The sequence below is a fragment of the Methylocystis sp. NC52PC genome, from assembly GCF_055698645.1.
Genome location: NZ_CP170127.1, coordinates 3,729,088 through 3,752,246 on the forward strand (window position 1 = coordinate 3,729,088; position 23,159 = coordinate 3,752,246).

The 23,159-nt window shown below is 63.8% G+C and carries 32 protein-coding genes and 1 riboswitch; of the genes, 23 read left to right on the top strand and 9 right to left on the bottom strand.

Annotated elements, in window-relative coordinates; translation table 11 throughout:
- Window positions 1-254 precede the first annotated feature (254 nt).
- The 5 genes from ACETII_RS20330 to ACETII_RS20350 all read left to right on the top strand — a co-directional run bounded on the left by ACETII_RS20330 (window position 255) and on the right by ACETII_RS20350 (window position 5,575).
- Window positions 255-392 (top strand): hypothetical protein, encoded by a 138-nt coding sequence (locus ACETII_RS20330; RefSeq protein WP_363349128.1) that lies wholly within the window; start codon window positions 255-257, stop codon window positions 390-392.
- Between the two features lie 416 nt (window positions 393-808).
- A riboswitch (cobalamin riboswitch) is annotated at window positions 809-1,007 on the top strand.
- A 121-nt stretch (window positions 1,008-1,128) separates the two neighbouring features.
- Window positions 1,129-3,702 carry a TonB-dependent siderophore receptor gene (locus ACETII_RS20335; protein ID WP_472786747.1) on the top strand — a complete coding sequence of 858 codons (2,574 nt, stop codon included), beginning with the start codon at window positions 1,129-1,131 and terminating at the stop codon, window positions 3,700-3,702.
- 59 nt (window positions 3,703-3,761) lie between these two features.
- Window positions 3,762-4,343 (top strand): DUF7676 family protein, encoded by a 582-nt coding sequence (locus ACETII_RS20340; RefSeq protein ID WP_472786748.1) that lies wholly within the window; start codon window positions 3,762-3,764, stop codon window positions 4,341-4,343.
- A gap of 80 nt (window positions 4,344-4,423) precedes the next feature.
- A complete protein-coding gene (locus tag ACETII_RS20345; RefSeq protein ID WP_472786749.1) occupies window positions 4,424-4,978 on the top strand; it encodes a hypothetical protein in 555 nt (184 codons plus the stop codon).
- A 66-nt stretch (window positions 4,979-5,044) separates the two neighbouring features.
- Complete coding sequence (locus ACETII_RS20350) at window positions 5,045-5,575, top strand: cob(I)yrinic acid a,c-diamide adenosyltransferase (RefSeq protein WP_472786750.1); 531 nt, start codon at window positions 5,045-5,047, stop codon at window positions 5,573-5,575.
- Between the two features lie 187 nt (window positions 5,576-5,762).
- On the opposite strand, the gene ACETII_RS20355 is transcribed toward ACETII_RS20350, so the two are convergent.
- Window positions 5,763-6,695, bottom strand: coding sequence for an outer membrane protein (locus tag ACETII_RS20355; protein WP_363349133.1), 933 nt, complete (start codon window positions 6,693-6,695; stop codon window positions 5,763-5,765).
- 313 nt (window positions 6,696-7,008) lie between these two features.
- Here ACETII_RS20355 and ACETII_RS20360 point away from each other — a divergent pair, with 313 nt between their 5' ends.
- Complete coding sequence (locus tag ACETII_RS20360; RefSeq protein ID WP_363349134.1) at window positions 7,009-7,176, top strand: hypothetical protein; 168 nt, start codon at window positions 7,009-7,011, stop codon at window positions 7,174-7,176.
- A gap of 58 nt (window positions 7,177-7,234) precedes the next feature.
- On the opposite strand, the gene ACETII_RS20365 is transcribed toward ACETII_RS20360, so the two are convergent.
- The gene (locus ACETII_RS20365; RefSeq protein WP_363349135.1) at window positions 7,235-7,882 is read right to left on the bottom strand and encodes an FABP family protein; all 648 of its coding nucleotides are present in this window, start codon (window positions 7,880-7,882) and stop codon (window positions 7,235-7,237) included.
- A gap of 181 nt (window positions 7,883-8,063) precedes the next feature.
- On the opposite strand from ACETII_RS20365, the gene ACETII_RS20370 reads away from it, so the two are divergent.
- Genes ACETII_RS20370 through ACETII_RS20380 form a run of 3 tightly spaced genes read left to right on the top strand, consistent with a single transcriptional unit; the run spans window position 8,064 to window position 9,482 of the window.
- Window positions 8,064-8,234 carry a hypothetical protein gene (locus tag ACETII_RS20370; RefSeq protein ID WP_472786751.1) on the top strand — a complete coding sequence of 57 codons (171 nt, stop codon included), beginning with the start codon at window positions 8,064-8,066 and terminating at the stop codon, window positions 8,232-8,234.
- A gap of 51 nt (window positions 8,235-8,285) precedes the next feature.
- Window positions 8,286-9,179 carry a DnaJ C-terminal domain-containing protein gene (locus tag ACETII_RS20375; RefSeq protein WP_472786752.1) on the top strand — a complete coding sequence of 298 codons (894 nt, stop codon included), beginning with the start codon at window positions 8,286-8,288 and terminating at the stop codon, window positions 9,177-9,179.
- A 6-nt stretch (window positions 9,180-9,185) separates the two neighbouring features.
- The gene (locus ACETII_RS20380) at window positions 9,186-9,482 is read left to right on the top strand and encodes a chaperone modulator CbpM (protein WP_472786753.1); all 297 of its coding nucleotides are present in this window, start codon (window positions 9,186-9,188) and stop codon (window positions 9,480-9,482) included.
- On the opposite strand, the gene ACETII_RS20385 is transcribed toward ACETII_RS20380, so the two are convergent.
- A complete protein-coding gene (locus ACETII_RS20385; RefSeq protein ID WP_363349139.1) occupies window positions 9,479-9,700 on the bottom strand; it encodes a hypothetical protein in 222 nt (73 codons plus the stop codon). The genes ACETII_RS20380 and ACETII_RS20385 overlap by 4 nt on opposite strands.
- Before the next feature lie 273 nt (window positions 9,701-9,973).
- On the opposite strand from ACETII_RS20385, the gene ACETII_RS20390 reads away from it, so the two are divergent.
- The 5 genes from ACETII_RS20390 (at window position 9,974) to ACETII_RS20410 (ending at window position 12,709) form a co-directional block, all read left to right on the top strand.
- The gene (locus ACETII_RS20390; RefSeq protein WP_472788197.1) at window positions 9,974-10,933 is read left to right on the top strand and encodes a histidine kinase dimerization/phosphoacceptor domain -containing protein; all 960 of its coding nucleotides are present in this window, start codon (window positions 9,974-9,976) and stop codon (window positions 10,931-10,933) included.
- 109 nt (window positions 10,934-11,042) lie between these two features.
- On the top strand, window positions 11,043-11,384 hold the full coding sequence (locus tag ACETII_RS20395; protein WP_363349140.1) for a hypothetical protein: 342 nt from the start codon (window positions 11,043-11,045) through the stop codon (window positions 11,382-11,384).
- Between the two features lie 218 nt (window positions 11,385-11,602).
- Window positions 11,603-11,890 carry a PsiF family protein gene (locus tag ACETII_RS20400; RefSeq protein ID WP_363349141.1) on the top strand — a complete coding sequence of 96 codons (288 nt, stop codon included), beginning with the start codon at window positions 11,603-11,605 and terminating at the stop codon, window positions 11,888-11,890.
- 301 nt (window positions 11,891-12,191) lie between these two features.
- Window positions 12,192-12,419 (top strand): hypothetical protein, encoded by a 228-nt coding sequence (locus tag ACETII_RS20405; RefSeq protein ID WP_363349142.1) that lies wholly within the window; start codon window positions 12,192-12,194, stop codon window positions 12,417-12,419.
- 89 nt (window positions 12,420-12,508) lie between these two features.
- Window positions 12,509-12,709 (top strand): hypothetical protein, encoded by a 201-nt coding sequence (locus tag ACETII_RS20410; protein ID WP_363349143.1) that lies wholly within the window; start codon window positions 12,509-12,511, stop codon window positions 12,707-12,709.
- Window positions 12,710-12,716: 7 nt separating this feature from the next.
- Here the strand turns inward: ACETII_RS20410 and ACETII_RS20415 are convergent, their stop codons facing one another.
- Window positions 12,717-13,331 (bottom strand): PilZ domain-containing protein, encoded by a 615-nt coding sequence (locus ACETII_RS20415; RefSeq protein WP_363349144.1) that lies wholly within the window; start codon window positions 13,329-13,331, stop codon window positions 12,717-12,719.
- A gap of 90 nt (window positions 13,332-13,421) precedes the next feature.
- Window positions 13,422-13,994 carry a PAS domain-containing protein gene (locus ACETII_RS20420; protein WP_363349145.1) on the bottom strand — a complete coding sequence of 191 codons (573 nt, stop codon included), beginning with the start codon at window positions 13,992-13,994 and terminating at the stop codon, window positions 13,422-13,424.
- A gap of 396 nt (window positions 13,995-14,390) precedes the next feature.
- Between ACETII_RS20420 and ACETII_RS20425 the strand changes: the two genes are divergently transcribed.
- A complete protein-coding gene (locus ACETII_RS20425; protein ID WP_472786754.1) occupies window positions 14,391-15,155 on the top strand; it encodes a rhomboid family intramembrane serine protease in 765 nt (254 codons plus the stop codon).
- A 75-nt stretch (window positions 15,156-15,230) separates the two neighbouring features.
- Window positions 15,231-15,662: a CBS domain-containing protein gene (locus ACETII_RS20430; RefSeq protein WP_363349147.1), complete on the top strand. Its 432-nt coding sequence runs from the start codon at window positions 15,231-15,233 to the stop codon at window positions 15,660-15,662.
- A 55-nt stretch (window positions 15,663-15,717) separates the two neighbouring features.
- Here ACETII_RS20430 and ACETII_RS20435 read toward each other — a convergent pair whose 3' ends face one another.
- The 3 genes from ACETII_RS20435 to folE all read right to left on the bottom strand — a co-directional run bounded on the left by ACETII_RS20435 (window position 15,718) and on the right by folE (window position 18,065).
- Entirely contained in the window at window positions 15,718-16,776 is a 1,059-nt protein-coding gene (locus tag ACETII_RS20435) for a patatin family protein (RefSeq protein ID WP_363349148.1), read from the bottom strand.
- 207 nt (window positions 16,777-16,983) lie between these two features.
- Window positions 16,984-17,367 (bottom strand): phosphoribosyl-AMP cyclohydrolase, encoded by a 384-nt coding sequence (hisI, locus tag ACETII_RS20440; RefSeq protein ID WP_363349149.1) that lies wholly within the window; start codon window positions 17,365-17,367, stop codon window positions 16,984-16,986.
- The gene (folE, locus tag ACETII_RS20445) at window positions 17,367-18,065 is read right to left on the bottom strand and encodes a GTP cyclohydrolase I FolE (RefSeq protein WP_363349150.1); all 699 of its coding nucleotides are present in this window, start codon (window positions 18,063-18,065) and stop codon (window positions 17,367-17,369) included. Before folE ends, hisI begins: the two co-directional genes overlap by 1 nt.
- A 255-nt stretch (window positions 18,066-18,320) precedes the next feature.
- On the opposite strand from folE, the gene ACETII_RS20450 reads away from it, so the two are divergent.
- From ACETII_RS20450 to ACETII_RS20465, 4 genes are all read left to right on the top strand, one after another.
- Window positions 18,321-18,752, top strand: a complete 432-nt coding sequence (locus tag ACETII_RS20450) for an iron-sulfur cluster assembly scaffold protein (protein WP_472786755.1) — start codon at window positions 18,321-18,323, stop codon at window positions 18,750-18,752.
- 60 nt (window positions 18,753-18,812) lie between these two features.
- Window positions 18,813-19,322 (top strand): crossover junction endodeoxyribonuclease RuvC, encoded by a 510-nt coding sequence (gene ruvC, locus ACETII_RS20455; RefSeq protein ID WP_363349152.1) that lies wholly within the window; start codon window positions 18,813-18,815, stop codon window positions 19,320-19,322.
- Window positions 19,319-19,936 (top strand): Holliday junction branch migration protein RuvA, encoded by a 618-nt coding sequence (gene ruvA, locus ACETII_RS20460; protein ID WP_472786756.1) that lies wholly within the window; start codon window positions 19,319-19,321, stop codon window positions 19,934-19,936. Before ruvC ends, ruvA begins: the two co-directional genes overlap by 4 nt.
- A 66-nt stretch (window positions 19,937-20,002) precedes the next feature.
- Window positions 20,003-20,596 carry a methyltransferase family protein gene (locus tag ACETII_RS20465; RefSeq protein ID WP_472786757.1) on the top strand — a complete coding sequence of 198 codons (594 nt, stop codon included), beginning with the start codon at window positions 20,003-20,005 and terminating at the stop codon, window positions 20,594-20,596.
- Here the strand turns inward: ACETII_RS20465 and ACETII_RS20470 are convergent.
- Window positions 20,572-21,156 (bottom strand): Uma2 family endonuclease, encoded by a 585-nt coding sequence (locus tag ACETII_RS20470; RefSeq protein WP_472786758.1) that lies wholly within the window; start codon window positions 21,154-21,156, stop codon window positions 20,572-20,574. The genes ACETII_RS20465 and ACETII_RS20470 overlap by 25 nt on opposite strands.
- 60 nt (window positions 21,157-21,216) lie before the next feature.
- On the opposite strand from ACETII_RS20470, the gene ruvB reads away from it, so the two are divergent.
- From ruvB to ybgC, 3 genes are all read left to right on the top strand, one after another.
- Window positions 21,217-22,257 carry a Holliday junction branch migration DNA helicase RuvB gene (gene ruvB, locus ACETII_RS20475; protein ID WP_472786759.1) on the top strand — a complete coding sequence of 347 codons (1,041 nt, stop codon included), beginning with the start codon at window positions 21,217-21,219 and terminating at the stop codon, window positions 22,255-22,257.
- A 33-nt stretch (window positions 22,258-22,290) separates the two neighbouring features.
- Window positions 22,291-22,578 carry a hypothetical protein gene (locus ACETII_RS20480; RefSeq protein ID WP_472786760.1) on the top strand — a complete coding sequence of 96 codons (288 nt, stop codon included), beginning with the start codon at window positions 22,291-22,293 and terminating at the stop codon, window positions 22,576-22,578.
- A 144-nt stretch (window positions 22,579-22,722) separates the two neighbouring features.
- Window positions 22,723-23,142 (top strand): tol-pal system-associated acyl-CoA thioesterase, encoded by a 420-nt coding sequence (gene ybgC, locus ACETII_RS20485; RefSeq protein ID WP_472786761.1) that lies wholly within the window; start codon window positions 22,723-22,725, stop codon window positions 23,140-23,142.
- Window positions 23,143-23,159 lie beyond the last annotated feature (17 nt).

Genomic DNA, 23,159 nt, shown 5'->3' on the forward strand with positions numbered 1-23,159 from the left:
ATCTCGGCGCCAAAGGCGGGCGCACGTGCGAACCAGCGCAGGTCAGCGCCCTCGAAACCGAGGCTCTATCTGCTCGGCGTTCAGGAGATTGGAGGTCGCAGATGGGGTGGGCCGGTGAAACCAAGACGCGCGTCGTCGTCGCGCGGCGGTGGCGCACGGAAGCTGCGGACCTCGATTGCTTTCCCGATGATGGCGAGAGGCGCTAACTGAACAGCGCCGCAGACGAGCGAGTCGCAGCGCCTTGGAACCGCGCCATGGTCGCCGTGGCCATTATGCCCGCCGTCGCCAAAAGCCATCTCTGCGCAGGGATGGGCGTCCGGGGCGGCGAACGCATTCGTCCCCGCCGCCGCGAGAGCCGCGACGACGACGAAGGCACAGACGAGAAGGCGTAGCCAGCTTCGCTGCATAAACACCCCTGGACGGACTCCAGATTAGCACGGCAAGTCCTGCGTCAAAAGTCTTTGTCATTCCTCGAAAAGGATGTGCAGACCAGCCAAGCTGGCGTGCGCTGGGATTTTGCAGAGATGAAATTCGCCGCCTCAGCGCAAAGGAGGCGTTTGCATGTTTGACAGAGCATGCCCTGCGCGAGCTTCGCCGATCTCCGGCGCTTGCACGAGCGGGGATGGAAATCGGACTTAACGCGAACTGTCCTACATTTCTCGAGTCAATCAGCGAAAGTCTGCTAGCTCGGCGGACGGGACGATCGGCGCCGTTTGCGCGGCAGGGCGACGACTCTGCATCAGATGGCCGCGCGGCGATGGCGCCTTTATGGCCGGCCACAAATGTCTTGACATGGTGTTCGGTCTGCTTCGTTATTGCCGCCGATGGTTCCCTTCGGGGATCAAAAGGGAACTCGGTGCGCGCCTGACGGCGCTATGCCGAGGCTGCCCCCGCAACTGTAAGCGGCGAGCCTTAGAGCCACAAAGCCACTGGGGATCTTACCCTGGGAAGGCGGTTCAAGGCGGCGACCCGCGAGCCAGGAGACCTGCCATCGATCGTGGTCACGCGCGAGAGCGTCGGGCGGGGTGCACCGAGGCGGTCCAAAACTGTCGTCACGCGCCTTAGGCGCTAATTCGGCAGTACAAGACCTTTCGCAGTGACGGCCCACGTTGCTGCGAGTCTCGGCTCATGCATACTCTCTCCTCGACCGCCGCCAATGGCGGCATTTACGGCGTCGCGCGCCGTCGCCCGTCCCTTCTTTCCTACATCCTTTGCGCGGGCCTCGTTTCGCCGGCGCTCGGCCGGGAGACGCTTCCGGTTATCGAAGTCGGCAAGCCGACGCCCACCGGGACGCGCGCGGGAAGCGCCTTTTCGAGTGGGGCGACCGCGGACGGCCAACAGGCGGAAGCCAACGGCGGCGGCACGGAAATCGGTCCCGGCGACAACGGGGAAATTTGCGCCGACGGCATCTGCAACAATCCCGCCTCCTATGCCGCGCCGATCGGGTCGCTCGGCGCCAAGGTCAACACGCCGGTGATGAATACGCCAGTCACGACGAAGATGGTCACGCGGCGCATGCTCGAAGACCAGCAGGCCATCACGCTGGACCAGGCGTTGAAGAACGTCAGCGGCGTGACCACCTCGGGCGGCGGCGACGCGGCGCTGGGCAATTCCTTCCGACAGATCATCATTCGCGGCTTTCAGACGCAGAACTACTTCCGCGACGGTTTCCGGGTCGACAGTTTCGGCCTCAACTTCGCCGGCTCGAGCAGCGCCGAGCTGGCCAATGTGGAGAGCGTCGAGGTGCTGAAAGGCCCTGCCGCCATCCTTTACGGCGCGGTGGAGCCCGGCGGCATCGTCAACATCAACACAAAGCAGCCGCTCGCAAAGCCTTCCGCCTCCGTGCAGCAGCAGATCGGCAGCTACGCCTCCTATCGCACGGTCGTCGACGCCACCGGGCCGGTCGCCTCCAACAAGGATCTGCTCTACCGCTTCATCCTCTCCTATGAGAACGACGGGTCGTTTCGCAGCTTCGACTACACAAGAAACACGATGGTCAATCCGGTCGTCAGATGGAACATCGACGCCAGCAACTGGATCAGAGCGTCGACGCAGTTCCAGCAGAACAATATGAATCAGGACTGGTTTTACGTTCCTTATTACGGGATGTTCTTGCCCCTGTGGCTCGGGCGCAGTTTCAACTGGGGGCCGCAGTCGCCATACGCCCAGCGGCAAAACTTCAGCGAGGTGACCTGGCATCACGACTTCAGCAAGGATTGGTCGATCCAGCAGACCCTGTTCATGCAAATCTTGCATGCCAATTGGCAGAACAATGGCGGAACCACCTCCATCTCAGACTGCATAACGCCGGGAAGCGCCAGCTGCTATCTGCCCTCGGTCAACTTCATTCCTTTCTATCAGACCTACTCGCCCAACAATGTCCTGCTGAACTACGGCTCATATCCGTCGGACAACAGACAGGCGGAATATGCGACGGCGATCAATCTCGTCGGACATTTCAACACCGGCGAACACGCCAGCCATACTTTGCTTTCCGGAGCCGATTACTATCGTTACAACTTCAGCGGTCAGAACATGATCCCGCAGTATCCCGGGACGGTCGCCATATTCGGCGCCCCCTATCTCCCGACCCCCATCGGCGGGCTCGTTCCCTACAACGCCACACGGCAATCCGCCGACAATTACGGCGTCTATCTGCAGGACCAGATCAAACTGCCGTTCGGCCTTCACGTGCTCGGCGGCGCCCGCTGGCAGTATATCGACAGCCGAACCGGAGCCTCCGACAATATGAATTTCTGCGGGCCGTATTCGTCGAACTGGCGGTCAGGCGTTGCGATCCCGTGCAACTTCGCCACGATCGCCAGCACCTCGCGCTTTGTCAGCCAGAGGGTTACGCCGCGCGTCGGTTTCTTGTGGCGACCGCTGGAATGGCTCAGTTTTTATGGAAATTATGCGGAATCCTACGGTCCGAACTACGACGGCAAGCTGGTCTACGGCACGAACGACCCGACCCCGCCGAGCGCCGGCGCGCAAGAGGAAGCCGGACTGAAGTTATCGCTATTTGGCGACAGGCTTCAGGCGACGGCGGCCTATTACCATCTGGTCAAGACCAATATTCCAATCGGCGTCCCCTATGACTTCAACCACGTGACGCTTGTCGGTCAGGGGCGTTCGCAGGGACCGGAACTCGACATTCAGGGCGAGATCCTGCCCGGCTGGAGCCTGAATCTCGCCTACGCCAACACCGTCGCCATCACCACCAAATCAAATCCGACGCACCTCGGCGTTCCCGTCGTCGGACAGCCGATCCCCTTCGTTCCTCGCAATGTCGGCTCCCTGGCTTCGGCCTATGAGTTCAAGGAAGGTCAGCTGAAGGGTCTGCGCGTGGGGGCGCGTTATGATTACACCGGCTATCTGCCCTTCTTTCATGCCGCAAACGACGCCAGCTATATCTATGGCCAGTCGACGCCAAGCTATGGCCTCGTCGGTCTGTTCGGCGCCTATGAGTTCAGCCTCGACCAATTCAAGATCGTCGCGCAGCTCAATGTGAGCAATCTCCTCGACAAGACCTATTTCGTTACCGGCGGATTGGGTCCGCAGGCCTTCGACGACGCCCATCCCGGCGGCTACGTCGTGCCCTATACGAATCCAATCCAGGTGGGTTGGAACATGCCTGGTTACAATTTCAACGTCATCGGCGCCCCACGGACGTTTCGCGGTTCGATCAAAGCGTCGTTCTGAATGTGACATGCGGCTACGCCTCTCGTGAGCGGCGCGCCAAAGAAGAGAAGGTGGACGTGATGTCAGAGGTAGCTGAACATGCTCCAACACGAGTGGTCGAGCCGGACGGAACGCCGCTCGACGTGTTCTCCCTGCCAACGGATCCGGCGAGCCTCGAGGAACTACTGCGCGACCTCTTCGAGAACCATTGGCGAGAGATTACATTCGGCATCCTCATCCAGGGCGCCGCCTGGGAGATGAAGACCGATCGGCCGCCGACGCGGATCGGAATGCTCGATGGCTATCTGACGGTCGCCTTCGGCGTCCCGCATTTCCATCTGTGTATCGGAGAGCACAAGGGAACCCGAAGCTGTCCGACGCCGCCGGAGGTGGCGCGACACAGACGCACGGCGCGGGCGGAAATCTATCGCCGGATCGGGCGCTCCTGCGTGCCCATGTCCTGGGGCTTACAGCTCTTCAATGGAGCCAATGAGCAGCAGATCACGGTGCTGTTGCCCAATCCCTTCCTCCATCCGGAGACCGACAGGTTTCTCAAGGAGCCGGATTGGTCGCGCCTCGCCCTGTGGGACAAGCTTCGGGCGCGATGGTTCGGCCTCACCGAACCCGACCCGATCGACCGGTCCGCGCGCCGCGGCGCATAGGCGCGAACGCTTCACCCGGCGGAATCGCTCCTCCTCGCCGAGGACAACTGATCGTCATCCTCAAAACCAAGGAGACTGACATGAGCGCACGATATTTGCCTTGCTTCCTCTCGCGGCCCGCCATCGGGATCGCGGCGCTCGCGGTCGCGAGCGTCCTATTCACCGTCGGCTTCGCCTGTGCGGTTCCGCTCGCGGCCTTTGCGGCGATCGCCGCGCTGTGCTTCGGGCGGCGCGAGGCGCTTGTGGCGATCGGTGTGGTCTGGCTTGCGAATCAGGCGTGGGGCTTCGCCTTCATGCATTATCCTCTCGACGCTGAGACCTTCGCCTGGGGCGGCGCGCTCGGCGTCATCGCTGCGCTCTCATGCGAAGCCGCCGGTCTCGCGCATCGGCGGTTGTCTGGCCCCTTGGGCCTCGTCGCCGCGTTCCTGTCAGCTTTCCTCGTCTATGAAGGCGCGCTGATCCTGATCGATCTCGTCGTCTTGCAGGGCGGCGACGATTTTGCCCCGGCCGTCGCGACCCGGATTTTCCTCATCAACGCCTGCGCCTTTGGCGGTCTTCTCGCGGTGAAGACGCTCGTCGCCGGCTTGACGCCGAGGCCCGAGGGAGCGGCGACGCTCGCGCCCCGTCACATCTGACGCACATTGCGGAGCGCCTGGCGAAGGCTGGCGCTCCGCAGCCTTTTTCCCACTGAAGGGAACACGATGACTGCAAAGCTCTATACCAGGAAAGGCGACGGCGGCGCCACGAGCCTGTTTTCCGGCCGTCGTGCGGAGAAATTCGACCCGCGCGTTGGCGCCGTCGGCGACCTGGACGAATTGTCGGCGAGCGTGGGGCTTGCGCGTCTCGCCTATCCGTCTGCGAATGACCTGCTGCGTTCAGTGCAGCGTGCGCTCTATACGATCAGCGCTATCGTCAGCGCAGAGGATCGGCCGACTGAGATGACCCTCTCCGACGCCGAGGTCATCGCGCTCGAAGACGAGATCGACCGCATCAGCGAGAGGCTGCCTGAACTTCGAGAATTCATTTATCCCGGCGCGGACGAGGCGAGCTGCCGCCTCCATTTCGCGCGCGCAGTTGCGCGCCGGGCCGAACGCGCGATAGCTGGTCTCGTTGAGCCGGCTGCGCCAGCAACATCTCTGGCCTTTCTGAATCGCTTGAGCGATCTGCTATTCGTGCTGGCGCGACAGGCCGATTATTCGCATGGACGCTCGGACGCGACATTCAAGACATGAGATGTCTGGCCGCGCGCGAACCGGACGACGCCGCAGCAAGAAGCCGCGAGCCCCGCCCACCGCGCCAACCAAAAAAACCCCCGCCAAAAATGACGGGGGTTTGTCACTGATCTGGCCGGCCAGCGGCCGTGCTTTCTTCTACCGATCCAAACGAAGCGAGGCTGGACTTCGCTTAGTCAGCATAGCTTCAGTATTTTGCAACGACCGGGGCCGGAGCGCCCCAGTTGAAGTGATAGTTCACGCCGGCGCGGACGATATTGCCGTTGACCCGCGCCGAGGTCTGGAGGCCAAGGCCCCACAACTGCACGCCGCCGGTGTTAGCGCCCGACTCGAAGCCGTAGGCGGTGGTGGTGATTCTGCCGAGGTCATAGTACAGATATTCGACCTTGGCGCTCCAATTGGGCCAGAACATCCACTCGAGGCCGCCGCCGGCGGTCCAGCCGGTCCGCGTGTCCGCGAAGGACGACGCGCCAAAGGACGTCAGAGGCGAGGGCAAAAACGCCCCGAAGCTGTGGCTGGTGACGAAGGCGTTATTCACGCTCACGCCGCCATAGGCGAAACCACCGGTGCCGTAGACCAGCAGGGTCGGAGTGAACAGCCAACCAAGGCGGCCGCGAACCGTCCCGAGATAATCGAGACTGCCGCGCAACTGTCCAACCGTGGTGAAGGTGGAGCCTGTCCCGGCCGGGAACGACGACGGCGTCGTCGCAATGAAGCTTCTGGAGCCGGAAGTCCCCGCGATGCCCTGGATATCGGCTTCGAGACCTACGATAAAGTTATTGTAGAACTGGAAGTTATAGCCGATCTGGCCGCCGCCGATGAAGCCGCCGTTGTTGTTTCCGCTGACGAAGCTCGTAGCGCTCGCCGCCGCTTCCGCGGACAAGACAGGCTGGGGGAAGACGCCTGGCCCGGGAACGATGCCAAAAGCGGTATTGGTGATATTGCCTGAGGCGGCCCAAGTGCCGCCGGCGTTCAAGCCAACGTAGAACCCGGTCCACATGGGGGGCGGCGGGGGCGGCGGCGGAAGAACAGGCGGCCCCTTGCGGGACGGAAGATCGGCGGCGAAAGCCGAGCCGGCGACAAGCGCCGATACTGCGGCCGAAATCAACATTCGTCTCATTAGATCAGTCTCATTTTGTTGTTTCAGGAGTGCAGCTTAGAAGAAGTTGGCAGAGACATTTTTCACAATCAAAGGATATTTCCGATCGTTTCTGAAATAGCCGACGGCTGTGCTCAGGGCGCCACACTAGGTTGCAATGGCGGGGGGGCGTCCCGACGATGCGGCCGCTATTCCAAGCCTGAGGCAGGCTCGTCGGAATCCGCTGGACAGAAGCGCGATTCATGCTAGCCTTTGCCTGCGTCAATATGACGCGCGCGTCTCCCTTTGGGGCAAAGCGCCGGACAAGGCGCAGCATCATGAGAGGAATGACGAAATGGCTAGCAAAGAACTCGAAATCACCTCGACGACCTACATTATGGCGGGCGTTGGCGCGGTAATTATGGGCGGCCTCGCGGCTGCGGCGCTTGGCGGCCTGCAGAACACCATCGCAGCCGCGGTCGTGGGGGGATTGGCGGGCGGTTGCCTGGGGCTCTTCTTCTGACATCGTTTCGGTCGGCGCTCGTGGGTCCCCCGGCGCCGACCTCACGGATTTCAGTGTCCTAGAATTTCCTCGCGGCCAGCGGGTTCGGCGTCGGTTCGCCGATTTTGAACAGCATACTTTTGTCTGTGTGTTCGAAGAGCTTTTCGCCCTTGAGCATCAGCCGCGTGGTTTCATCGTAGCTCCACGTTCCGTCATCGTTGATTTTGACGCGGATGCGATATTCGTCGGTCCGAAAGGCCGATTCCAAAAAGGGATTGGAGCAAATTCCACTTGTCGTGAGACCCCGCGACGCGACAAGTTCGAACTCCCTCGCGTCCGGCGTCGCCTTGCCGACCGCCATGGCGATCTGTCCGCGTGGAATTGCCAGCGTTTGCAAGATCACGCCGGTCGCCGGCTCCCACAGCCAGTAGCCGATCTGGTCGTGGTAGGTCTCGACCTCTCCGGGCTTTACGACATGCTGATGATAACGCAGCCCGTAGAAGAGCTGTGGGCCGTTGGTTTGCGGGTCGATCGGCTGCAGCTCCAAGCGCTCCACGAAGATTTGCGTCTCTGGCCCTTCAGCCTTCGGATTGACGTCCACGCCTTTCTCGCCGCGCCACGCGCCGGCCATTGGACGCAAGGGGCCGAGGTTGGCGAGCGTGTCAGGATCGACGTTGGATGGCTCTGTAAAAATATCTGCAAGATAGCGGCCATAAATATCCGTCATCGCCGACTTCCTTGAAAGGCGCATGTCCAGCCGCGATGCTAACCTCGGACCTGTCGTATGTCACGGCGTGCGGCACAGGGCGGCGCGAGGAATCGCCGCGGCCTGCAACCCTTCGCATGACGAAAACGTTCTTCTGGGCGCGTTGCGGCGCATCGGCGCCCGCTTGATGACGGAGAGCGTAATGAGCAATTCAAACCAAAGCCCTCGGAAGAAAGCGAACCACTATATTTTTGCGGGCGTCGGCGCGGTCCTCGGCGGACTTGCCGGCGGGGGAATGGCGGGTCTCGTCACTGCCGTCGCCGGCGCGGCGCTGGGCGGGCTCCTCGGCTACAACATGCTCAAGCGGCTTTAGGATCGACCGCCAACATTGACCCCGCGCAGGCGGCGTTTATCCTCGTCGACTATGAAAGACCCCTATGAGACGCTGGGCGTCGCCCGCACCGCTTCGCCCGACGAGATCAAGAAAGCCTATCTGCGGCTCGCAAAGAAGCTCCATCCGGATCTCAACCCCGGCGACAAGAACGCCGAAGAAAGGTTTAAAGAAGTTTCGAGCGCGAACGACTTTCTTTCCGACGCCGAAAAGCGCCGTCGTTACGACGCCGGCGAAATCGACGCGACGGGCGCGGAACGGCCGCAGCACAGATACTATCGGGATTACGCCGCGGCCTCCGGCCATCCGTATGAATCGCAGGCGGCGTATTCAGACTTCAGCGAGGACGATATCTTCGCCGAGCTGTTGAGACGTCGGGCGCAGGAATCACGACGTGCGCGCGGCCCCGATCTCCACTACCGGCTCGAGATCGACTTTCTCGACGCGGTCAATGGTGCGCAAAAGGAGATCGCCCTGCCGCAGGGCGGCGCGCTGCACGTGACGATCCCCGCAGGGATCGAAGAAGGACAGATCCTGCGACTGCGCGGCAAAGGCGCGCCGTCGCACGGAGAGGGAGAAGCCGGCGACGCGCTGATCGAGATCGCCGTTCGTCCGCACCATTTCTTTTCCAGAGAAGGCGACGATATCCTGCTCGATTTGCCGATCACCATCGCCGAGGCGGCGTTGGGGGCGGAGGTGAAGGCGGCGACGCCCAGCGGCAAGGTGCTGTTGAAAATCCCCAAGGGATCGAATACCGGCACAGTGCTTCGTCTCAAGGGCAAGGGCGTCGCCCGCAAGGACCGGCGCGGCGATGAACTCGTCAGACTCAAAGTCATGGCGCCGACGCAGCCGGAGCCCGAATTGGAGGCGTTTCTTTCGAGTTGGAAACCAGCATCGCCCTACAATCCGCGCCAGGACATGGAGTGACGCGCCGTGAAAGAGCAAGAGTTTCTCCAACACGCCGCGCTCGACCATGTGACGCTGAAGATGTGGATCGCGGAGGCGTGGCTCATCCCGGCAGAGAGCGCCGGCGAGCGCGATTACAGCGAGATCGACCTCGCGCGCGCCAGGCTGATTATGGAGCTGCAGAAAGACTTGGGCGTGAACGACCCCGGCGTCGGCGTCATCCTGCACCTCATCGATCAGCTTCACGGCCTGCGGCGGGCGATGAAAGACCTGCTCGGCGCCGTTCATGACGACGGAAATCCCGACAGGCGCAGATCAAACTAGCGGTCTTTCTGGGGCGCGCGGCACAGGGCGCCGCTCTGGGCGTCCGGGCGCCGGGTTTCGACATCCAGCGCCTGGATGAGGCGCGTCAGCGTCTCTGGGACCGGCTCGGCGACGATCGTGTTCAGACACTCCCGAAGCGCGGCGCCCAGTTGACGCTGAATGATCAGGTGATCCCGCGCCTTTTCCTTATGGAATATATCGGGCCGAACAGTATGCACGCTGCTTTTTCCTTTTCCGGTCGCGGCCGCCGCCAACCGCCCCTATGTTATGCCGATAACCCGCTACATTACGGCGGCGTTCCGGAAAGCCGCGGCAAGAAATTGAAACTCCTGCGAGAAAATGCGCGGAGAAACCGAGCTTCGTCACAGCAATCGCCCAATTCGGGATGGCTTCTTCTGAGCGTTGGAACTCGGGAGCGCGCTCTCCGGTTATGAAGCAGCCAGGCAATGACTGGCGCGCATTCGTCCCAACCGAGGTAAGCAGTGCCCTGGATGCATCAGCTCAGCCGGGCGTCGATCAAGCGGCAAGGGCCCCTTAGCTGGACGATTGCGCTGGCGCTGTTCGCCGTGAGCCTCGGCGTCCGCGTCCTGTTCGACCCTGTTCTGAGCGGGATGAAATTTCTCACCTTCTATCCGGCGATTGCATTGGCCACGCTTATCTGCGGCTGGCGGCAGGGCGCGGTCGTCCTGGCCCTGTCGGCCGTCACGGGATGGCGGTTCTACTTAGAACCGTTCGATTCCTTCGAACTCAAAGACAAGGCGACCGTTGGAGCGATTATCGGCTTTCTTCTGGTTGGCGGCTTCATCGTCGCTCTCGTGGCGGGGCTGCGCGAGGCCGTTCGGCGCGTCGAGCTGGCGAAAGCCGTGCAGGAAACTTTGTTCAGCGAGCTCCAGCATCGGGTCGCCAATAATCTGCAGCTCGTTGTCGCATTACTGCGAAACGCCCAGCGCAATTTGCGCAATCCGGTGCTCGCGGCTCAAACTCTCAACGAGGCCGAGGAGCGCATCATCGCGATGTCGCAATTGCATCGGCGGCTTCACGACGGGACGGCTTATGGGAATGGCCTGGAGCCGCTGTTGCGGGAAATGCTTGCGAACGCCTTTCGAGACCTGCCGGTCAAGGCGACGGTCGACATCAAAGGCGCGCCGGAGCTTTCCATCGATCAGATGACGGCTATTAGCCTGCTGGTGAACGAGGCCGCCCTGAACGCGGCGAAACATGTGTTCTCAAAGGGGCTCGGCGCGCGTTTCAATGTCTCTCTCGCAAAGGACGCCGCCGGGCGTCTGCTTCTCCAAATCAGCGACGACGGCCCGGGCATGCTCGAGAGCGCCGACCCGATGGGCTCGTTGGGGATGGGCATCATGGAGGCGTTCGCCACTCAGCTCGGCGGCTCGCTCGAGGTGGCGCGCGGCGCCGGCACGTCCTTAAGCGTGCAGTTTGCGACGCGGTGAGCGACCGACGCGTCACAGACGCCAGACCTTGCGCCCAGGCGTAAGGCGGGCTGTTCAGCCTTGACCAACGTCGTATAGTATCCGCTGTCTTTTTGAGCGGGGTCATGTCATGGCGTCTCTTCGTAAAATTGTTTCGCTCTCGCTTGCCGCCGCGGGATTGGCGTCGAGCCTCACCCTAACCACGCCGGCCGCGGCCCAATGGGGTTGGGGTCCAGGCTGGGGCTGGGGCTACGGGTATAATAACGGGGCCGCGGTCGCCGGCGCCGCCATCGGCGGGCTGGCGTTGGGGACGATGCTTGGCGCAGCCGTCGCTTCTCAAGAGCAATATGCGGAGCCTTATTACGCCGCGCCCCCTTCCCGCCGCGGAGCGCGTCTGTGTCCCGCCTGGCAGCCGATATATGACGACTGGGGAACATTCATCCGATACCAGCGCGTCAAGGTGGCCTGCTGAGACACCCGAACGCGATGTTGAAAGCTGCGCTTATCGTCGCTCTGGCGGTCGCTCTCGGCGCCTGCGGCGCCAATTTTCATGTCAGAGGACCCTGCTCGACGCCCGGCGTGTCGCCGTTCGCGTCCAATTGTCCGGCTCCCGCGCCAGACAAGGGTAAGTAAGGCCTCCACAACTTGGGGCTGGCGGGTTGGCCGGCCTCGCTCGGAAGGAGACCGCCAATGCCGAGATTTGCCCTTGCGCTGATATGCGCCGTCGGAACGTTGAGTTTCAACTTGAGCGCTTCCGCTCAAACGACCGCGCCCGCCGCGCCCGATTGTGCGGCCCGGGCGACCGAGAAGAAGCTCGCTGGCGCCGCGCTCAACAGCTTCATGAAGAAGTGCGAGCGTGACGCCGCGACCCGCGGCTGCGAGGCCGCCGCCGCCGAGAAGAAATTGGCCGGAGCCGCACGGACCAGCTTCACGAGAAAATGCGTCAAAGACGCGGTTTCGCCGCCAGCCAGTCAGTAGTGCGAGCTACAGTTGTACTTCTGCGACAGTCGCAGAGGAATGTCGCTTCCTGTAAAACGCCAAGCTTGGCGAACGGCCTTGTCAGGCGCTAGCCTCGGCAAGGTTTCAGGGGCAGTTTTCAGGGGTATGCGGCTTGTCTCCGCCAGCCGGGGACAAGCCGCTTTTCATTTGCGGCCCCCGTTCCCGGGGATGTTCCGTTTTCGATCAGCTCCTTGAATAATCAGAAAATTCGAGCAAAGATAGGCGCTGGGTCGGAGGCTCTTGCCGCCGCTTTCTTCACCACGACCGTCTGGAGGGAAACATGGATTTTCGTCCGTCGTCCGTCCGTGATGCGATCCGGGCCGCCGGCGTCACAGCAGAAGGATCGCTTCCGCAACGCCCCGACGCCGGGCATGATTTCGATGCGCCGGCATGGCGCAGCCCAGTGAACGGCTGGCCCGGGCCCTCCGTCTGCAGGCGCTTTCCGCCGCGCTTGATCGACCTGGAGCGGCGCGCCCGCTTCGCGCGCCTGCCGCTCGATCAGCGCTGACCCGCCGAAGGCGAGCGGACGTCGCGCCGCTCGCCGAGGGCCGACAACGCGCTATCTCCCCTGCTCTACCGTCGAACGGCGCGAGAGCCATGTCGTCAAAACCTCCCGTCCGGCAACGCACTCCCGAGGACGATCCGGCGCCCGGCGCGCCGGGGACGGGAGAAGATGTCTGCCCAGAATGCCACGGAACCGGCAAGAAGACCGATCCGGACACAGGCGCCCGGTTCGACGCGCCATGCCCGCGCTGCGACGGCAGCGGCCGCATCGTCGAGGGCATTGGCGGCGGCTGACCAGCCCTCAAAGTCTCGTGCCTTCGTCAATCTCGCCGGGACGGAAGGGCGTCTCGAACTCGGCCCCTATGCCGCCGGCGAAGTGGCGCACCACAATGGCCGGAGTCGCGCCGACGACGATGCGCAAGCCAGGATCAGGCCGCGCCTCAGTCTCCAGGCCGACGCCCGAGAGCGACAGATCGCGGATCCTGACAATGGTCTCCTGTCCGTCGGGCAGCCGCAGAAGGGTCCTCGGCATGATCGGAACGATGCGCTCGTGCCGGCGGTCGTCCGGAAGATTGACGGCGTGGCGGTTGGCGAACCAGGTCAGCTGGTCGGCGAGCCGGTCGCGCTTCGCGGCCGACAGATTCATCGTCAGCGCAAAGCCCGCCTCCGTATGGTCGGTGGCGACGCCCGCGAAGCGGCCGATCTGGTCGAGATAGACAATGACCTTTTCGCCGATGGCCGCCCGGACCGGCGCCATCAGCGTCATGTCGCCCGGCGACATCTCGAGCGTCCGACAGGGATATTCGCGCCGTGACTCCAGCATGCAGCGCCCGAACAAAGTGACGGGCACGCGCTGGAACCGTCGACTTTCATGCAGCTTCCAGGACTGATTGTATTCAAGCTGGGTGGCCGCCATGTCTTCGCGTATCTGCGTCTCGAGTTACAGAACGATACCACGAGCGTCTTTAAGGATTCTTACAGACGGAAGAAAAGACGGACTATAATACTATCTGTTTTGATTATATACAACGAGACGCGGCCGAGTTTGCCCATGCTGAACTGCCTGGACGGCGCCAGGAAGGAACCCCGGAAACAGGACGCGCATCGAAAGGAATTCCAGCGGGTCCACGCGCATTTCCCCGAGCCACTCCGCCGGATGGGCTGGCGACAGGGCGCCGAGCATGCGCGCATGGGTCTTGCCGAAATGACGCAAGGGCAGTAGCAGCAGCTCGAGTTCGAGCTGGTGCTCTGCCGCGGCGACGCTCGTTCTCGCGCCGGCGATAACGGGCGTGACGCCGTCCATCGCGGTCATCAGCGTCGCGGATACGCTGCGACGATGCTTTTCCTGCCACAAGTCGACAAAAGACTCGCCTCTCTGCTCGGCCTGCCAGAGCGCATCGATGCGCGCCCCGGAAAACCGGAAGGGAAAGGCGCCCTCCGCGTCCACCTCAAGGATGAAGGCGTCAGCGAGGATGTTGCGTATCATGGCCGGATCGATATGCGCGCGATCGGGAGCGGCGCGCGCGCCTCTCAGCTTGTTCCAATATGCGAACAACTCCTTGCTGACCTGATGTCTCATCTCTTCCCGTCCCGGTGACCGGCGGCTTGCGCCAGATCGAAACAGGGCGCCCCCACAGCGCCCGTCTTACGCGACGTTCAGCAGTCGGCGTGCCATGGGCGTGGGTTAACCTTTTCTCAATCTCTTTCTTGCCGAAACCTTAGCCTTATGGGAGATTTGCCGCGTGGGCCGGCGACAGGGAGAAGCTCCGCTTCCTTCGAAGGTCTCAACCAAGACGAAGCTGACTGTTTTCGGGAAGTCATCTTTCTTAAGCGACAAGACGCGGATAAGAGGGGGAGCGTTTGCTCCGGCGCTTCCCCTTGTCCTCTCCTTGGCGTCTGCAACGCGCGTTGCTCCAGCGCCGGCGTCGCGGCAAGGCGCGGCAGGGGGCTGGCGCGGGACCGCCTGGAGAGAGACGTGGCCGACGACAGGGAGAAGATGCTCAATCTGCCGGGGGTGATCAGCGCCCTCCTCGGCGTCATGGCGGCCATTCAGCTTTTCGTCGCGGTCGCGCCGCCAAGCGTCGTCCACTCCCTGTACGACGCCTTCGCTTTCATCCCTTTGCGCCTGAGTTTCCTTTTGGCCCCGCAACGGGTTCTTGCCGCGCTCGGCGCGAGTCCCCTCGATCAGGGCCGCGAAGAGTTCGCCACCCTTCTCGGGGCCGGCCCGCTCGTCTATGTCACGCCCATCACCTATGCTTTTCTTCACGGCGGCTGGACGCATCTTCTCATCAACGCTCTCACGCTCGCGGCTTTTGGCGCGCCCGTCGCGCGCCGTCTCGGCGGCGCCCGCTTTCTTTGGTTTTTCGGCGCCTGCGCCGTCGCTGGCGCGATGCTGCATTTTTTACTGCACGCCCTCGACGCGACTCCAGTCGTCGGCGCCTCGGCGGCGATCTCCGGAACGATGGCGGCGATCGTGCGTTTTGCATTTACCCCCGGCGCGCGGCTGGGTTACGACTCGATTGGCGGGACAAGGGCGCGGACCGCGTCGCTTTCGCAGCTTCGCGAGAACAGACAGGCGATGCTTTTTCTGATCGTCTGGTTCGGCGCGAACCTCCTCTTCGGCGCCTTCCCCGAGGCGATGGGTTCGTCCGAGCCGATCGCCTGGGAAGCGCATCTCGGAGGGTTCCTTTTCGGGCTCCTGACCTTCAGCGCCTTCGACCATTGGGGGCGGCAGGTCTAGCGCCCTTCGCTTGAACAGCCGCCGGGCCGCCGCCGCGGCGCGCGCAGGGGCCGGGCTGATCGAGGGAGGGAAGCGATGACTGTTGCAATGATTCTTTCTGAAAAAGGCCGGCATGTCGTGACGGCGGCGCCGACGGTCACCCTGCATCATGTGACCCAGGAGCTGATGCGTCACGGGATCGGCGCCCTGGTTATCGTCGACGGCGGCGGCGTGGTCGTTGGACTGATCTCGGAACGAGACGTCGTGGCGGCCGTTGCAACCGGCGGGGCGCGGGCGCTCGAGGAGCCGGTGTCAAACCACATGCAGCAGGCGCCGGTGACGGCTCACGAAAACGACACGGTCGACACCACCATGCAGACCATGACGCTCGAACGGCGTCGCCACCTTCCGGTCATGCGGGACGACCGTCTGACGGGCCTTGTCTCGATCGGCGACGTGGTGAAATATCGTATTCGCGTCATCGAAGAAGAACATCGCTCGATGCGCGAATACATCGCCCAGGCTTGAAGGCCCCACTTGAAAGCCTGGCCCGATCGCGTCGCAGACGCGATCGGTCGAGCGATCAGACCGTCGCGCCCGGAATGGGGATATGCGCGAAAATGTTGGGCAAAGCGCGCTTCGCGGCGGAGCGTCCGACATTGATGAGCTGATCGGCCTTGTGGAAATCGAACATGCCAATATCCTCCATCCGCGCGGTGATGGTGGCGTCCGGCGGGTCGCCGGCTAGCCGCGAACGCAGGATGCGGTCCTGAATAATGTTGAAAGCGTCGATCATCGCCGTCGCGACGTTCGGCGCATCGCCCGGCTGACGCTCGAAATAGCGCGGCAGGATGCGATCCACGAAAGAAATGTCTGGCTTGTCCCCAAACGGCCCAGCCTCGGCCGCGCGCTTCGCCGCCGCCGGATCGTCGCGAATGACGCGCGCCCGATACATCGTGTCGGCGGTGACGTTGACCGCAATGACGAATTCCGCGCCGAGGGCGCGACAGACGGTCACCGGCACAGGATTGACCAGCGCGCCGTCGAAAAGCCAGCGGTCGCCCACGCGTACCGGCTCGAAAATGCCGGGGAGCGCGTAGGAGGCGCGGATGGCGTGGGCCAGCCCGCCGCGTTGCAGCCAGACCTCGTGACCCGTCCCGACTTCCGTCGCGACAGCTGCGAAGGGGATTGGCAAATCCTCGATGTTGAGGGAGTCGAGCTCCTGCTCCAGCGCCGCCTTCAGCCGCTCGCCGGTGATGAGGCTGGCGCCGGAAAAGGAAAGATCCATCAGGGTGAACACGCGCCGCCGAGTGAGCGAACGCGCGAAGGTCTCGATCTGATCCAGCCGGCCGGCGGCATAGCATCCGCCCACCACGGCGCCGATGGACGTGCCGGCGACAATGTCTGGATGAATTCCCTGCTCGGACAGTTCGCGCAGCACGCCGATATGGGACCAGCCTCGCGCTGCGCCCGCGCCGAGGGCCAGCCCGATCAGCGGCTGGCCGCGGGGCCGTGTGCGCGTGTCGCGATCCTCGCCCAAAACAGCCGGGGGCCCGCCCCTTTCGGGTGTTTCCGTGGCGTTCGTCACTTCCCGCGACTCGCTGGTGATCGAAGTGTCCGTGCGTCGTAGCAGCGATAACATCACATAATTCCTGCTCAGTCGTCCCCTCTGCCAATCTTTTTGATTTTATATGGGAGCGAGGCTGCGCCTCGAAAATGGCCAGGAGGTTAACCTTTGGCCAAACACCTTATGCAGGCCGCAGGTTCCGTCGAGAGCCGTCAAGCCTCGAGCAAGCGTCGCCTATTTTGGGCGCTGCGGACCAGATGCAGGAAGAGCCGGCGTGCGCCGTTACTCTGTAAAAATCAATCGCCGCGGCCCGCCGTCAGTCGTCACCTGCCGATAGAAACACGACTTGCGGCCGGTATGGCAGGCCTTGCCGTCGCCGCCGGCTTCGACCGTCAACATGAGCGCGTCCTGGTCGCAGTCCACGGAAAGCGACACGACTCGCTGCACCTGTCCGGAAGTGTCGCCCTTGCGCCAGAGCGCGTTACGCGAGCGGGACCAGTAATGGGCGACGCCGGTCTCGATGGTCTTATCCAGCGCCAGCTGGTTCATATAGGCGACCATGAGAATCTCGCGCGTCGCGGCCTCCACCGTCACGCAGACGATGAGGCCGCTCGCGTCGAAACGGGGCGCAAATTGTGTCCCCTCCTCCAGCGCCGCCTTGTCCATCAACGGGCGCCGCGCAGCAGCGTGTAGAAATGCGCCTGCTGGGCCGGATCGTCGCGGAAGACGCCCGAGAACTGGACCGTTACCGTAGACGAGCCCTGTTTCAGCACGCCGCGCATGGACATGCACATATGCTCCGCCTCGACCAGCACGGCGACGCCGCGCGGATTGAGATGCGTCTCGATCTCGCCTGCGATCTGCGCCGTCATCGCCTCCTGGGTCTGAAGGCGGCGCGCAAAGACGTCGACGAGACGCGCAAGCTTCGAGAGGCCGACGACGCCGCCTGTGGGATAATAGGCGATATGCGCCTTGCCGACGAAGGGCACGACATGGTGCTCGCAATGCGAGGTGAAGGGGATGTCGCGCACCAGGACGAGGTCGTCATAGCCTTCGACCTCCTCGAAGACGCGAGAGAGCACCTCGTCCGCGGTCTCCTGATAGCCTTTGAAAAACTCCTCGTACGCCTTCACCACGCGGCGGGGCGTCTCGCGCAGGCCCTCGCGGTCGGGATTGTCTCCGGCCCAGCGCAGCAGCGTGCGCACCGCCGCCTCGGCTTCGGCGCGGGACGGGCGCTCGAGCCTCTTCCCGGCGCCTTCGGACGCGGCAGGGCGCTCGGCGGTCGCAGGCGTGGCGTCGATCATTGGCGTGCGATCTTCTTCGAAACCGGGGCGGGCGGGAAAGGTCTTAACCACGTCATCCATGTGGCGCCTCCTCAAACTGTCGCGCCGCAACGAGCGACGCTGGCCTCCATGCGGTCAAGACGCATGGGTCATCACCTCAAATCACGCCCCTCGGAAACCATAAAACCGACGCGAAATTCGAGACTTCGCCCGAGTCTTGCAGAAGCTGCGGCGCCTCGGCGTTGCGCCGGAGCCGCCGCTTTCGCGCCGGCCCTCGAAACTCTATATAAAGGCGAGCGGGACCGAACGTAAGCCCCGCGCCGAGACCGCGGTGACATGCTCGATAAGGTCTACAACGCCAGAATCCTCGAACTCGCCGGAAATATCCCGCGTATCGGCCGCTTGGCGCAGCCGGACGCCACCGCCAAGGCCTATTCCAAGCTTTGCGGCTCGACGATCACCGTCGATCTCAACCTTCGGGGCGGGAAAGTCACCGATTACGCCCATGAGTTGAAGGCCTGCGCGCTCGGCCAGGCTTCGGCGTCGATCATGGCGCGCAATGTGGTGGGCTCCACCCCGCAGGAATTGCGCGAGGCCCGCGAGGCGCTGCGCCGCATGCTGAAGGAGAACGGCCCGCCCCCCGAAGGAAAATGGGCCGACCTCGCCGTGCTGGAGCCCGTGCGCGACTACAAGGCGCGGCATGGGTCGACGATGCTGGCGTTCGACGCGGTGGTTGACGCTGTGGGGAAGGCGGAGGAGGCGCAGTAGCGCTTGCGCGGCGTGGCGGCCGCCCTACCCCCGCACGCGCCGTTCCGGCTATGTTGCGCCATGACCGCCCCTCCGATTCGCATCCTCGGCATCGACCCCGGCTTGAGAAACACCGGCTGGGGGGTCATCGAGTGTCAGGGCTCGCGCCTCTCCTTCATCGCCTGCGGGCGGGTGCGGTCGGACGGATCGCTCGACATGGGCAACCGGCTGCGGCAACTCCACGAAGGGCTGATGCAGGTCATCGCCGATTATGCGCCGCATGAGGCGGCGGTGGAGGAGACCTTCGTCAACCGCGATCCGCAATCCACCCTCAAGCTCGGTCAGGCGCGCGGCGTCGCCTTGATGGCCCCCGCCCTCGCCGGCCTCGTCATCGCCGAATATGCGGCCAACCTCGTGAAGAAGACCGTCGTTGGCGCGGGACACGCTGAAAAGGCGCAGATTCAGATGATGGTGCGCGTGCTGCTGCCCGCGAGCGCCGCAACCAGCGCCGACGCCGCCGACGCGCTGGCCGTCGCAATCTGCCATGCCCAGCACCGAGGCGCGCGGGCGCTGAAGGCGGCGCTCGCATGATCGGCAAGCTAAAGGGCCTGATTGACAGCTACGGCGAGGATTTCGTCATTCTGGACGTGAACGGCGTCGGCTACATCGTGCATTGTTCGGCGCGAACGCTGCAAAAACTGCCCCGCCCCGGCGAAGCGGCGGCGCTCGCCATCGAGACGCAAGTCCGCGAGGATTCAATCAAGCTCTTCGGTTTCCAGGGCGAGGCGGAGCGCGACTGGTTCCGTCTGCTGCAAACCGTTCAGGGCGTCGGCGCCAAAGTGGCGCTGGGCATTCTCTCCATTCTTTCCGTCTCCGAACTGGGCTCGGCCATCGCGACGCAGGACAAGGCGATGATTGCGCGCGCTTCAGGAGTCGGGCCGAAGCTCGCCGCGCGCATTGTCGCGGAACTGAAGGACAAGGCGCCCGCCTTCGGCTCGGTCGATCCAGTCGTCGCCAAACTTTCCGGCGACGCGGATGAAAGCGCCCCTTCCGCGGTGCGGGACGCCGTCTCGGCCCTCGTCAATCTCGGCTATGGCCGCCCCCAGGCCGCCGCGGCCGTCGCCGCCAGCGTCAAGGCGCTCGGCGAAAGCGCCGAGACGGGCGCCCTCATCCGCCACGGGTTGAAGGAATTGGCGAAAGCGTAAGGCAACGTTAAAGCTCGGTCGACAATAAAAGAGGCGCGCCGGCGCGCGGCGCGATTGGAGATCGGCATGAGCGTGACATCCGCGGCGCCCCTCGCGGCCTTTCTGGCGCTGACGGCGCGGCGCGTTCGACAGGACCTGCAGTTCTCCCGCATCTTTCTCGTCGATCTCTCCGCGACCGCGGCCTATGGCGCGACAACGCTGTTGCTGCTTGCCTGGGGCGACGCGACTTCGCAAAGCACGCGCGCTCTTTGCGTCGCCGGCGCGGCCTATGTGTCGCTGCTCCTGCTCAAGATCGGCCTCGTCGTCTATCTCGAAAAGCGCGGCGGCGACGCGCGGCAGTTCATCGGCTCCGAGACGCTGGTGACGAGCGGGGTCTATGCGTTCTCCCGCAATCCGGTGTACGCCGTCTCGCTTCTCCAGAGCCTGGCCTGGTCGCTCGGGCTGATCGGCTTCGGACTCGGAGGCGCCGGTCTCTGTCCTCTGACTTTGCTGGCCGCGGCGGCGCTGCTTTATGGGCACTTTTGGGGCATGGACAGGCTCATCGTGCCCCATGAGGAGGAAGCGCTGCGCGCCCGCCACCCGGAAGCCTTCGGCGCCTATTGCGCCCGCGTGAACCGCTGGTTGGGATGGCGCGCTCAGGCGGAAATGACGTCGCGGTAGATTTCCGCGAGCGAGAGCTCGAAGCCGATCGCGGGCAGGCGCAGCAAATCTTCGGCCCGCTCGAGTCTGGGGCGCTCGAAAAAGCCGCCTTCGACCCGGTCGAAGACGTCAACCGCCAACTGATCGCGCTCAACGAGAACGTAATGCTGTAGCGACGGCAGCCGCTGATACAGCGCCCATTTCTCCCAGCGGTCGCGCTGGGCCGAGCCTTTCGAAACCACTTCGACAAGGACGACCGGATCGTCGAGGGATGTGGCGTCAGGCGGCAGCGGCCCACATTTGACGATGACGTCCGGGAAACAGGCGAGGTCCAAAAGCCTCTCCTTAAGCCAGAAGGTCTCGGCGAAAGGCCGGCAATTGGAGCCTTTGCGCCGGAAATCCGTCATCATCGCCGTGGCGACGTTCTGGCAGATCCGGTTATGCTCCCACCGCGCGCCGACCATCATGCGCACGACGCGGCCGCCGATCAGCTCCCACTTTTCGTCGGCGGGCTTGTCGGCGAGAAGTTCCTCGAAATCGTCGAGGGACATATACTCGTATTGCGAGGACGGGCGATTCACGGCGCGGCTCCGTTTGACGAAGATTAGCATAGCGCGCGCGCCGGCGCATGGGAGCGATCCTTGACCACCCCTGCCCGGCTCGTCGGCCCAGAGCAGCGCGACGACGATGCGGACCAGAGCCTCCGGCCGCTGTCGCTCGGCGACTTCACAGGCCAGGAGGCGGCGCGCGCCAACCTCAAGGTCTTCATCGAGGCCGCGAAAAGGCGCGGCGACGCGCTCGACCATGTGCTGCTCGTGGGCCCGCCGGGCCTCGGCAAAACGACGCTGGCGCAGATCGTCGCCCGCGAGCTCGGCGTCAATTTCCGATCGACGTCGGGGCCCGTGATCGCCAAGGCTGGCGATCTAGCGGCCCAGCTCACCAATCTCGAGCCGCGCGACGTGCTCTTCATCGACGAAATCCACCGCCTCAATCCGGCTGTGGAGGAAATTCTCTATCCGGCGATGGAGGATTTCCAGCTCGACCTCATCATCGGCGAGGGGCCGGCGGCGCGCTCGGTCAAGATCGACCTCGCGAAATTCACCCTTGTCGGCGCGACGACGCGCGCGGGGCTGCTGACGACGCCGCTGCGCGACCGTTTCGGCATCCCGGTTCGGCTGAATTTCTACACGACGGAGGAGCTGGAGCTCATCGTCAAGCGCGGCGCGCGGGTCATTGGCGTCGGCATGGACGACGCGGGCGCGCGGGAGATCGCGCGGCGCTCGCGCGGCACGCCCCGCATCGCCGGCCGCCTGCTGCGGCGCGTTCGCGATTTCGCTGTCGTCGAAGGCGCCGCCACGATCACGCGGGCGCTGGCCGACCGCTCGCTCACCTTGCTCGACGTCGATTCCATCGGCCTCGACGTCATGGACCGCCGCTATCTCGACATGGTGGCTGTGAACTTCGGCGGCGGCCCGGTCGGAATCGAGACCATCGCCGCGGCCCTCTCCGAGCCCCGCGACGCCATCGAGGACATTATCGAGCCTTATCTGCTCCAGCAGGGCTTCCTCCAGCGCACGCCGCGCGGCCGCCTGCTGACGTCCCACGCCTTCCGGCATCTGGGCCTTGCGGAGCCGCCGCGGCCGGCCGGACAATTCGGGCTCTTCGACGCAGAAAACGACTGAGCCTCCCCCGCGACAAAACGAGCGCTTAACGCCATGCAAGGCGCGGCTACGGTCACCCCTGCCTGGAACGCGGGCAAATTCATCGATGATCAAAAAATAGGCAGGGCGGACGGCGAAGAGATGGGCGAAATCTCGATCGACCGCATGACCGAGGAGAATGACGCGAGCGCGCCGATCGAAGTGATCTGCGAAATGCTCTGTGACAAGCTCATTGCCGAACAGGAGATCGCCTGCGCTGATCCCGCCGCCGGCTTCACCTGGGTCGAAGGCAATCGCGTTCGCCGGTTCCTGCTCGGTAATACGGGCGCAGCCGCCCACTAGACGTACTCGTATTGGCCCGGCTGCGGCGACGCGCCGGGCCTATAATCCGACGGCTCGATCGTCGCGCGCACATGGTATAGGAGGCCCGGCCGCCGGCGCTCGTCGGCGACGCCCCTGACATGTCAAAACGCGCGAGCCCTTCACATGACGTCGCCCCATCGCCTCTCCGTCCGCGTCTATTGGGAAGACACCGACGCCTCGGGGCTCGTCTATCATACCTCCTATATTCGCTTCATGGAGCGCGGGCGCACCGAGCTTCTGCGGTCGCTTGGGCTTGAACAGAGTCAGCTCCTCGACGGCGCGGCCGGCGCGCCGATCTATTTCGTCGTGCGCGCGATGGAGCTCGATTTTCGCAGACCGGCGGTGCTGGACGATCTTCTTTCAGTCGAAACGAAGCCGCTGGATCTTGGCGGCGCGTCGCTCAGCCTCGATCAGCGCGTGATGCGCGGCGACGAGCCGCTGGTGACGGCGGTCGTGAAGGTGGTCTGCGTCGAGAATGGACGCGCCAAACGCCTGCCGGCCGAGGTGCGGGCAAGATTCGAGGCGCTGCGCGCGGATCGCTGAAGCTGGCAGCGGCGCCC

Bases quoted from the DNA above. Each gene is read 5' to 3' on its own strand.
- ACETII_RS20330 (WP_363349128.1), top strand. From the start codon at position 255: ATGGTCGCCGTGGCCATTATGCCCGCCGTCGCCAAAAGCCATCTCTGC.
- ACETII_RS20335 (WP_472786747.1), top strand. From the start codon at position 1,129: ATGCATACTCTCTCCTCGACCGCCGCCAATGGCGGCATTTACGGCGTC.
- ACETII_RS20340 (WP_472786748.1), top strand. From the start codon at position 3,762: ATGTCAGAGGTAGCTGAACATGCTCCAACACGAGTGGTCGAGCCGGAC.
- ACETII_RS20345 (WP_472786749.1), top strand. From the start codon at position 4,424: ATGAGCGCACGATATTTGCCTTGCTTCCTCTCGCGGCCCGCCATCGGG.
- ACETII_RS20350 (WP_472786750.1), top strand. From the start codon at position 5,045: ATGACTGCAAAGCTCTATACCAGGAAAGGCGACGGCGGCGCCACGAGC.
- ACETII_RS20355 (WP_363349133.1), bottom strand. From the start codon at position 6,695: ATGAGACGAATGTTGATTTCGGCCGCAGTATCGGCGCTTGTCGCCGGC.
- ACETII_RS20360 (WP_363349134.1), top strand. From the start codon at position 7,009: ATGGCTAGCAAAGAACTCGAAATCACCTCGACGACCTACATTATGGCG.
- ACETII_RS20365 (WP_363349135.1), bottom strand. From the start codon at position 7,882: ATGACGGATATTTATGGCCGCTATCTTGCAGATATTTTTACAGAGCCA.
- ACETII_RS20370 (WP_472786751.1), top strand. From the start codon at position 8,064: ATGAGCAATTCAAACCAAAGCCCTCGGAAGAAAGCGAACCACTATATT.
- ACETII_RS20375 (WP_472786752.1), top strand. From the start codon at position 8,286: ATGAAAGACCCCTATGAGACGCTGGGCGTCGCCCGCACCGCTTCGCCC.
- ACETII_RS20390 (WP_472788197.1), top strand. From the start codon at position 9,974: ATGCATCAGCTCAGCCGGGCGTCGATCAAGCGGCAAGGGCCCCTTAGC.
- ACETII_RS20395 (WP_363349140.1), top strand. From the start codon at position 11,043: ATGGCGTCTCTTCGTAAAATTGTTTCGCTCTCGCTTGCCGCCGCGGGA.
- ACETII_RS20400 (WP_363349141.1), top strand. From the start codon at position 11,603: ATGCCGAGATTTGCCCTTGCGCTGATATGCGCCGTCGGAACGTTGAGT.
- ACETII_RS20405 (WP_363349142.1), top strand. From the start codon at position 12,192: ATGGATTTTCGTCCGTCGTCCGTCCGTGATGCGATCCGGGCCGCCGGC.
- ACETII_RS20410 (WP_363349143.1), top strand. From the start codon at position 12,509: ATGTCGTCAAAACCTCCCGTCCGGCAACGCACTCCCGAGGACGATCCG.
- ACETII_RS20415 (WP_363349144.1), bottom strand. From the start codon at position 13,331: ATGGCGGCCACCCAGCTTGAATACAATCAGTCCTGGAAGCTGCATGAA.
- ACETII_RS20420 (WP_363349145.1), bottom strand. From the start codon at position 13,994: ATGAGACATCAGGTCAGCAAGGAGTTGTTCGCATATTGGAACAAGCTG.
- ACETII_RS20430 (WP_363349147.1), top strand. From the start codon at position 15,231: ATGACTGTTGCAATGATTCTTTCTGAAAAAGGCCGGCATGTCGTGACG.
- ACETII_RS20435 (WP_363349148.1), bottom strand. From the start codon at position 16,776: ATGTTATCGCTGCTACGACGCACGGACACTTCGATCACCAGCGAGTCG.
- hisI (WP_363349149.1), bottom strand. From the start codon at position 17,367: ATGGACAAGGCGGCGCTGGAGGAGGGGACACAATTTGCGCCCCGTTTC.
- folE (WP_363349150.1), bottom strand. From the start codon at position 18,065: ATGGATGACGTGGTTAAGACCTTTCCCGCCCGCCCCGGTTTCGAAGAA.
- ACETII_RS20450 (WP_472786755.1), top strand. From the start codon at position 18,321: ATGCTCGATAAGGTCTACAACGCCAGAATCCTCGAACTCGCCGGAAAT.
- ruvC (WP_363349152.1), top strand. From the start codon at position 18,813: ATGACCGCCCCTCCGATTCGCATCCTCGGCATCGACCCCGGCTTGAGA.
- ruvA (WP_472786756.1), top strand. From the start codon at position 19,319: ATGATCGGCAAGCTAAAGGGCCTGATTGACAGCTACGGCGAGGATTTC.
- ACETII_RS20465 (WP_472786757.1), top strand. From the start codon at position 20,003: ATGAGCGTGACATCCGCGGCGCCCCTCGCGGCCTTTCTGGCGCTGACG.
- ACETII_RS20480 (WP_472786760.1), top strand. From the start codon at position 22,291: ATGCAAGGCGCGGCTACGGTCACCCCTGCCTGGAACGCGGGCAAATTC.
- ybgC (WP_472786761.1), top strand. From the start codon at position 22,723: ATGACGTCGCCCCATCGCCTCTCCGTCCGCGTCTATTGGGAAGACACC.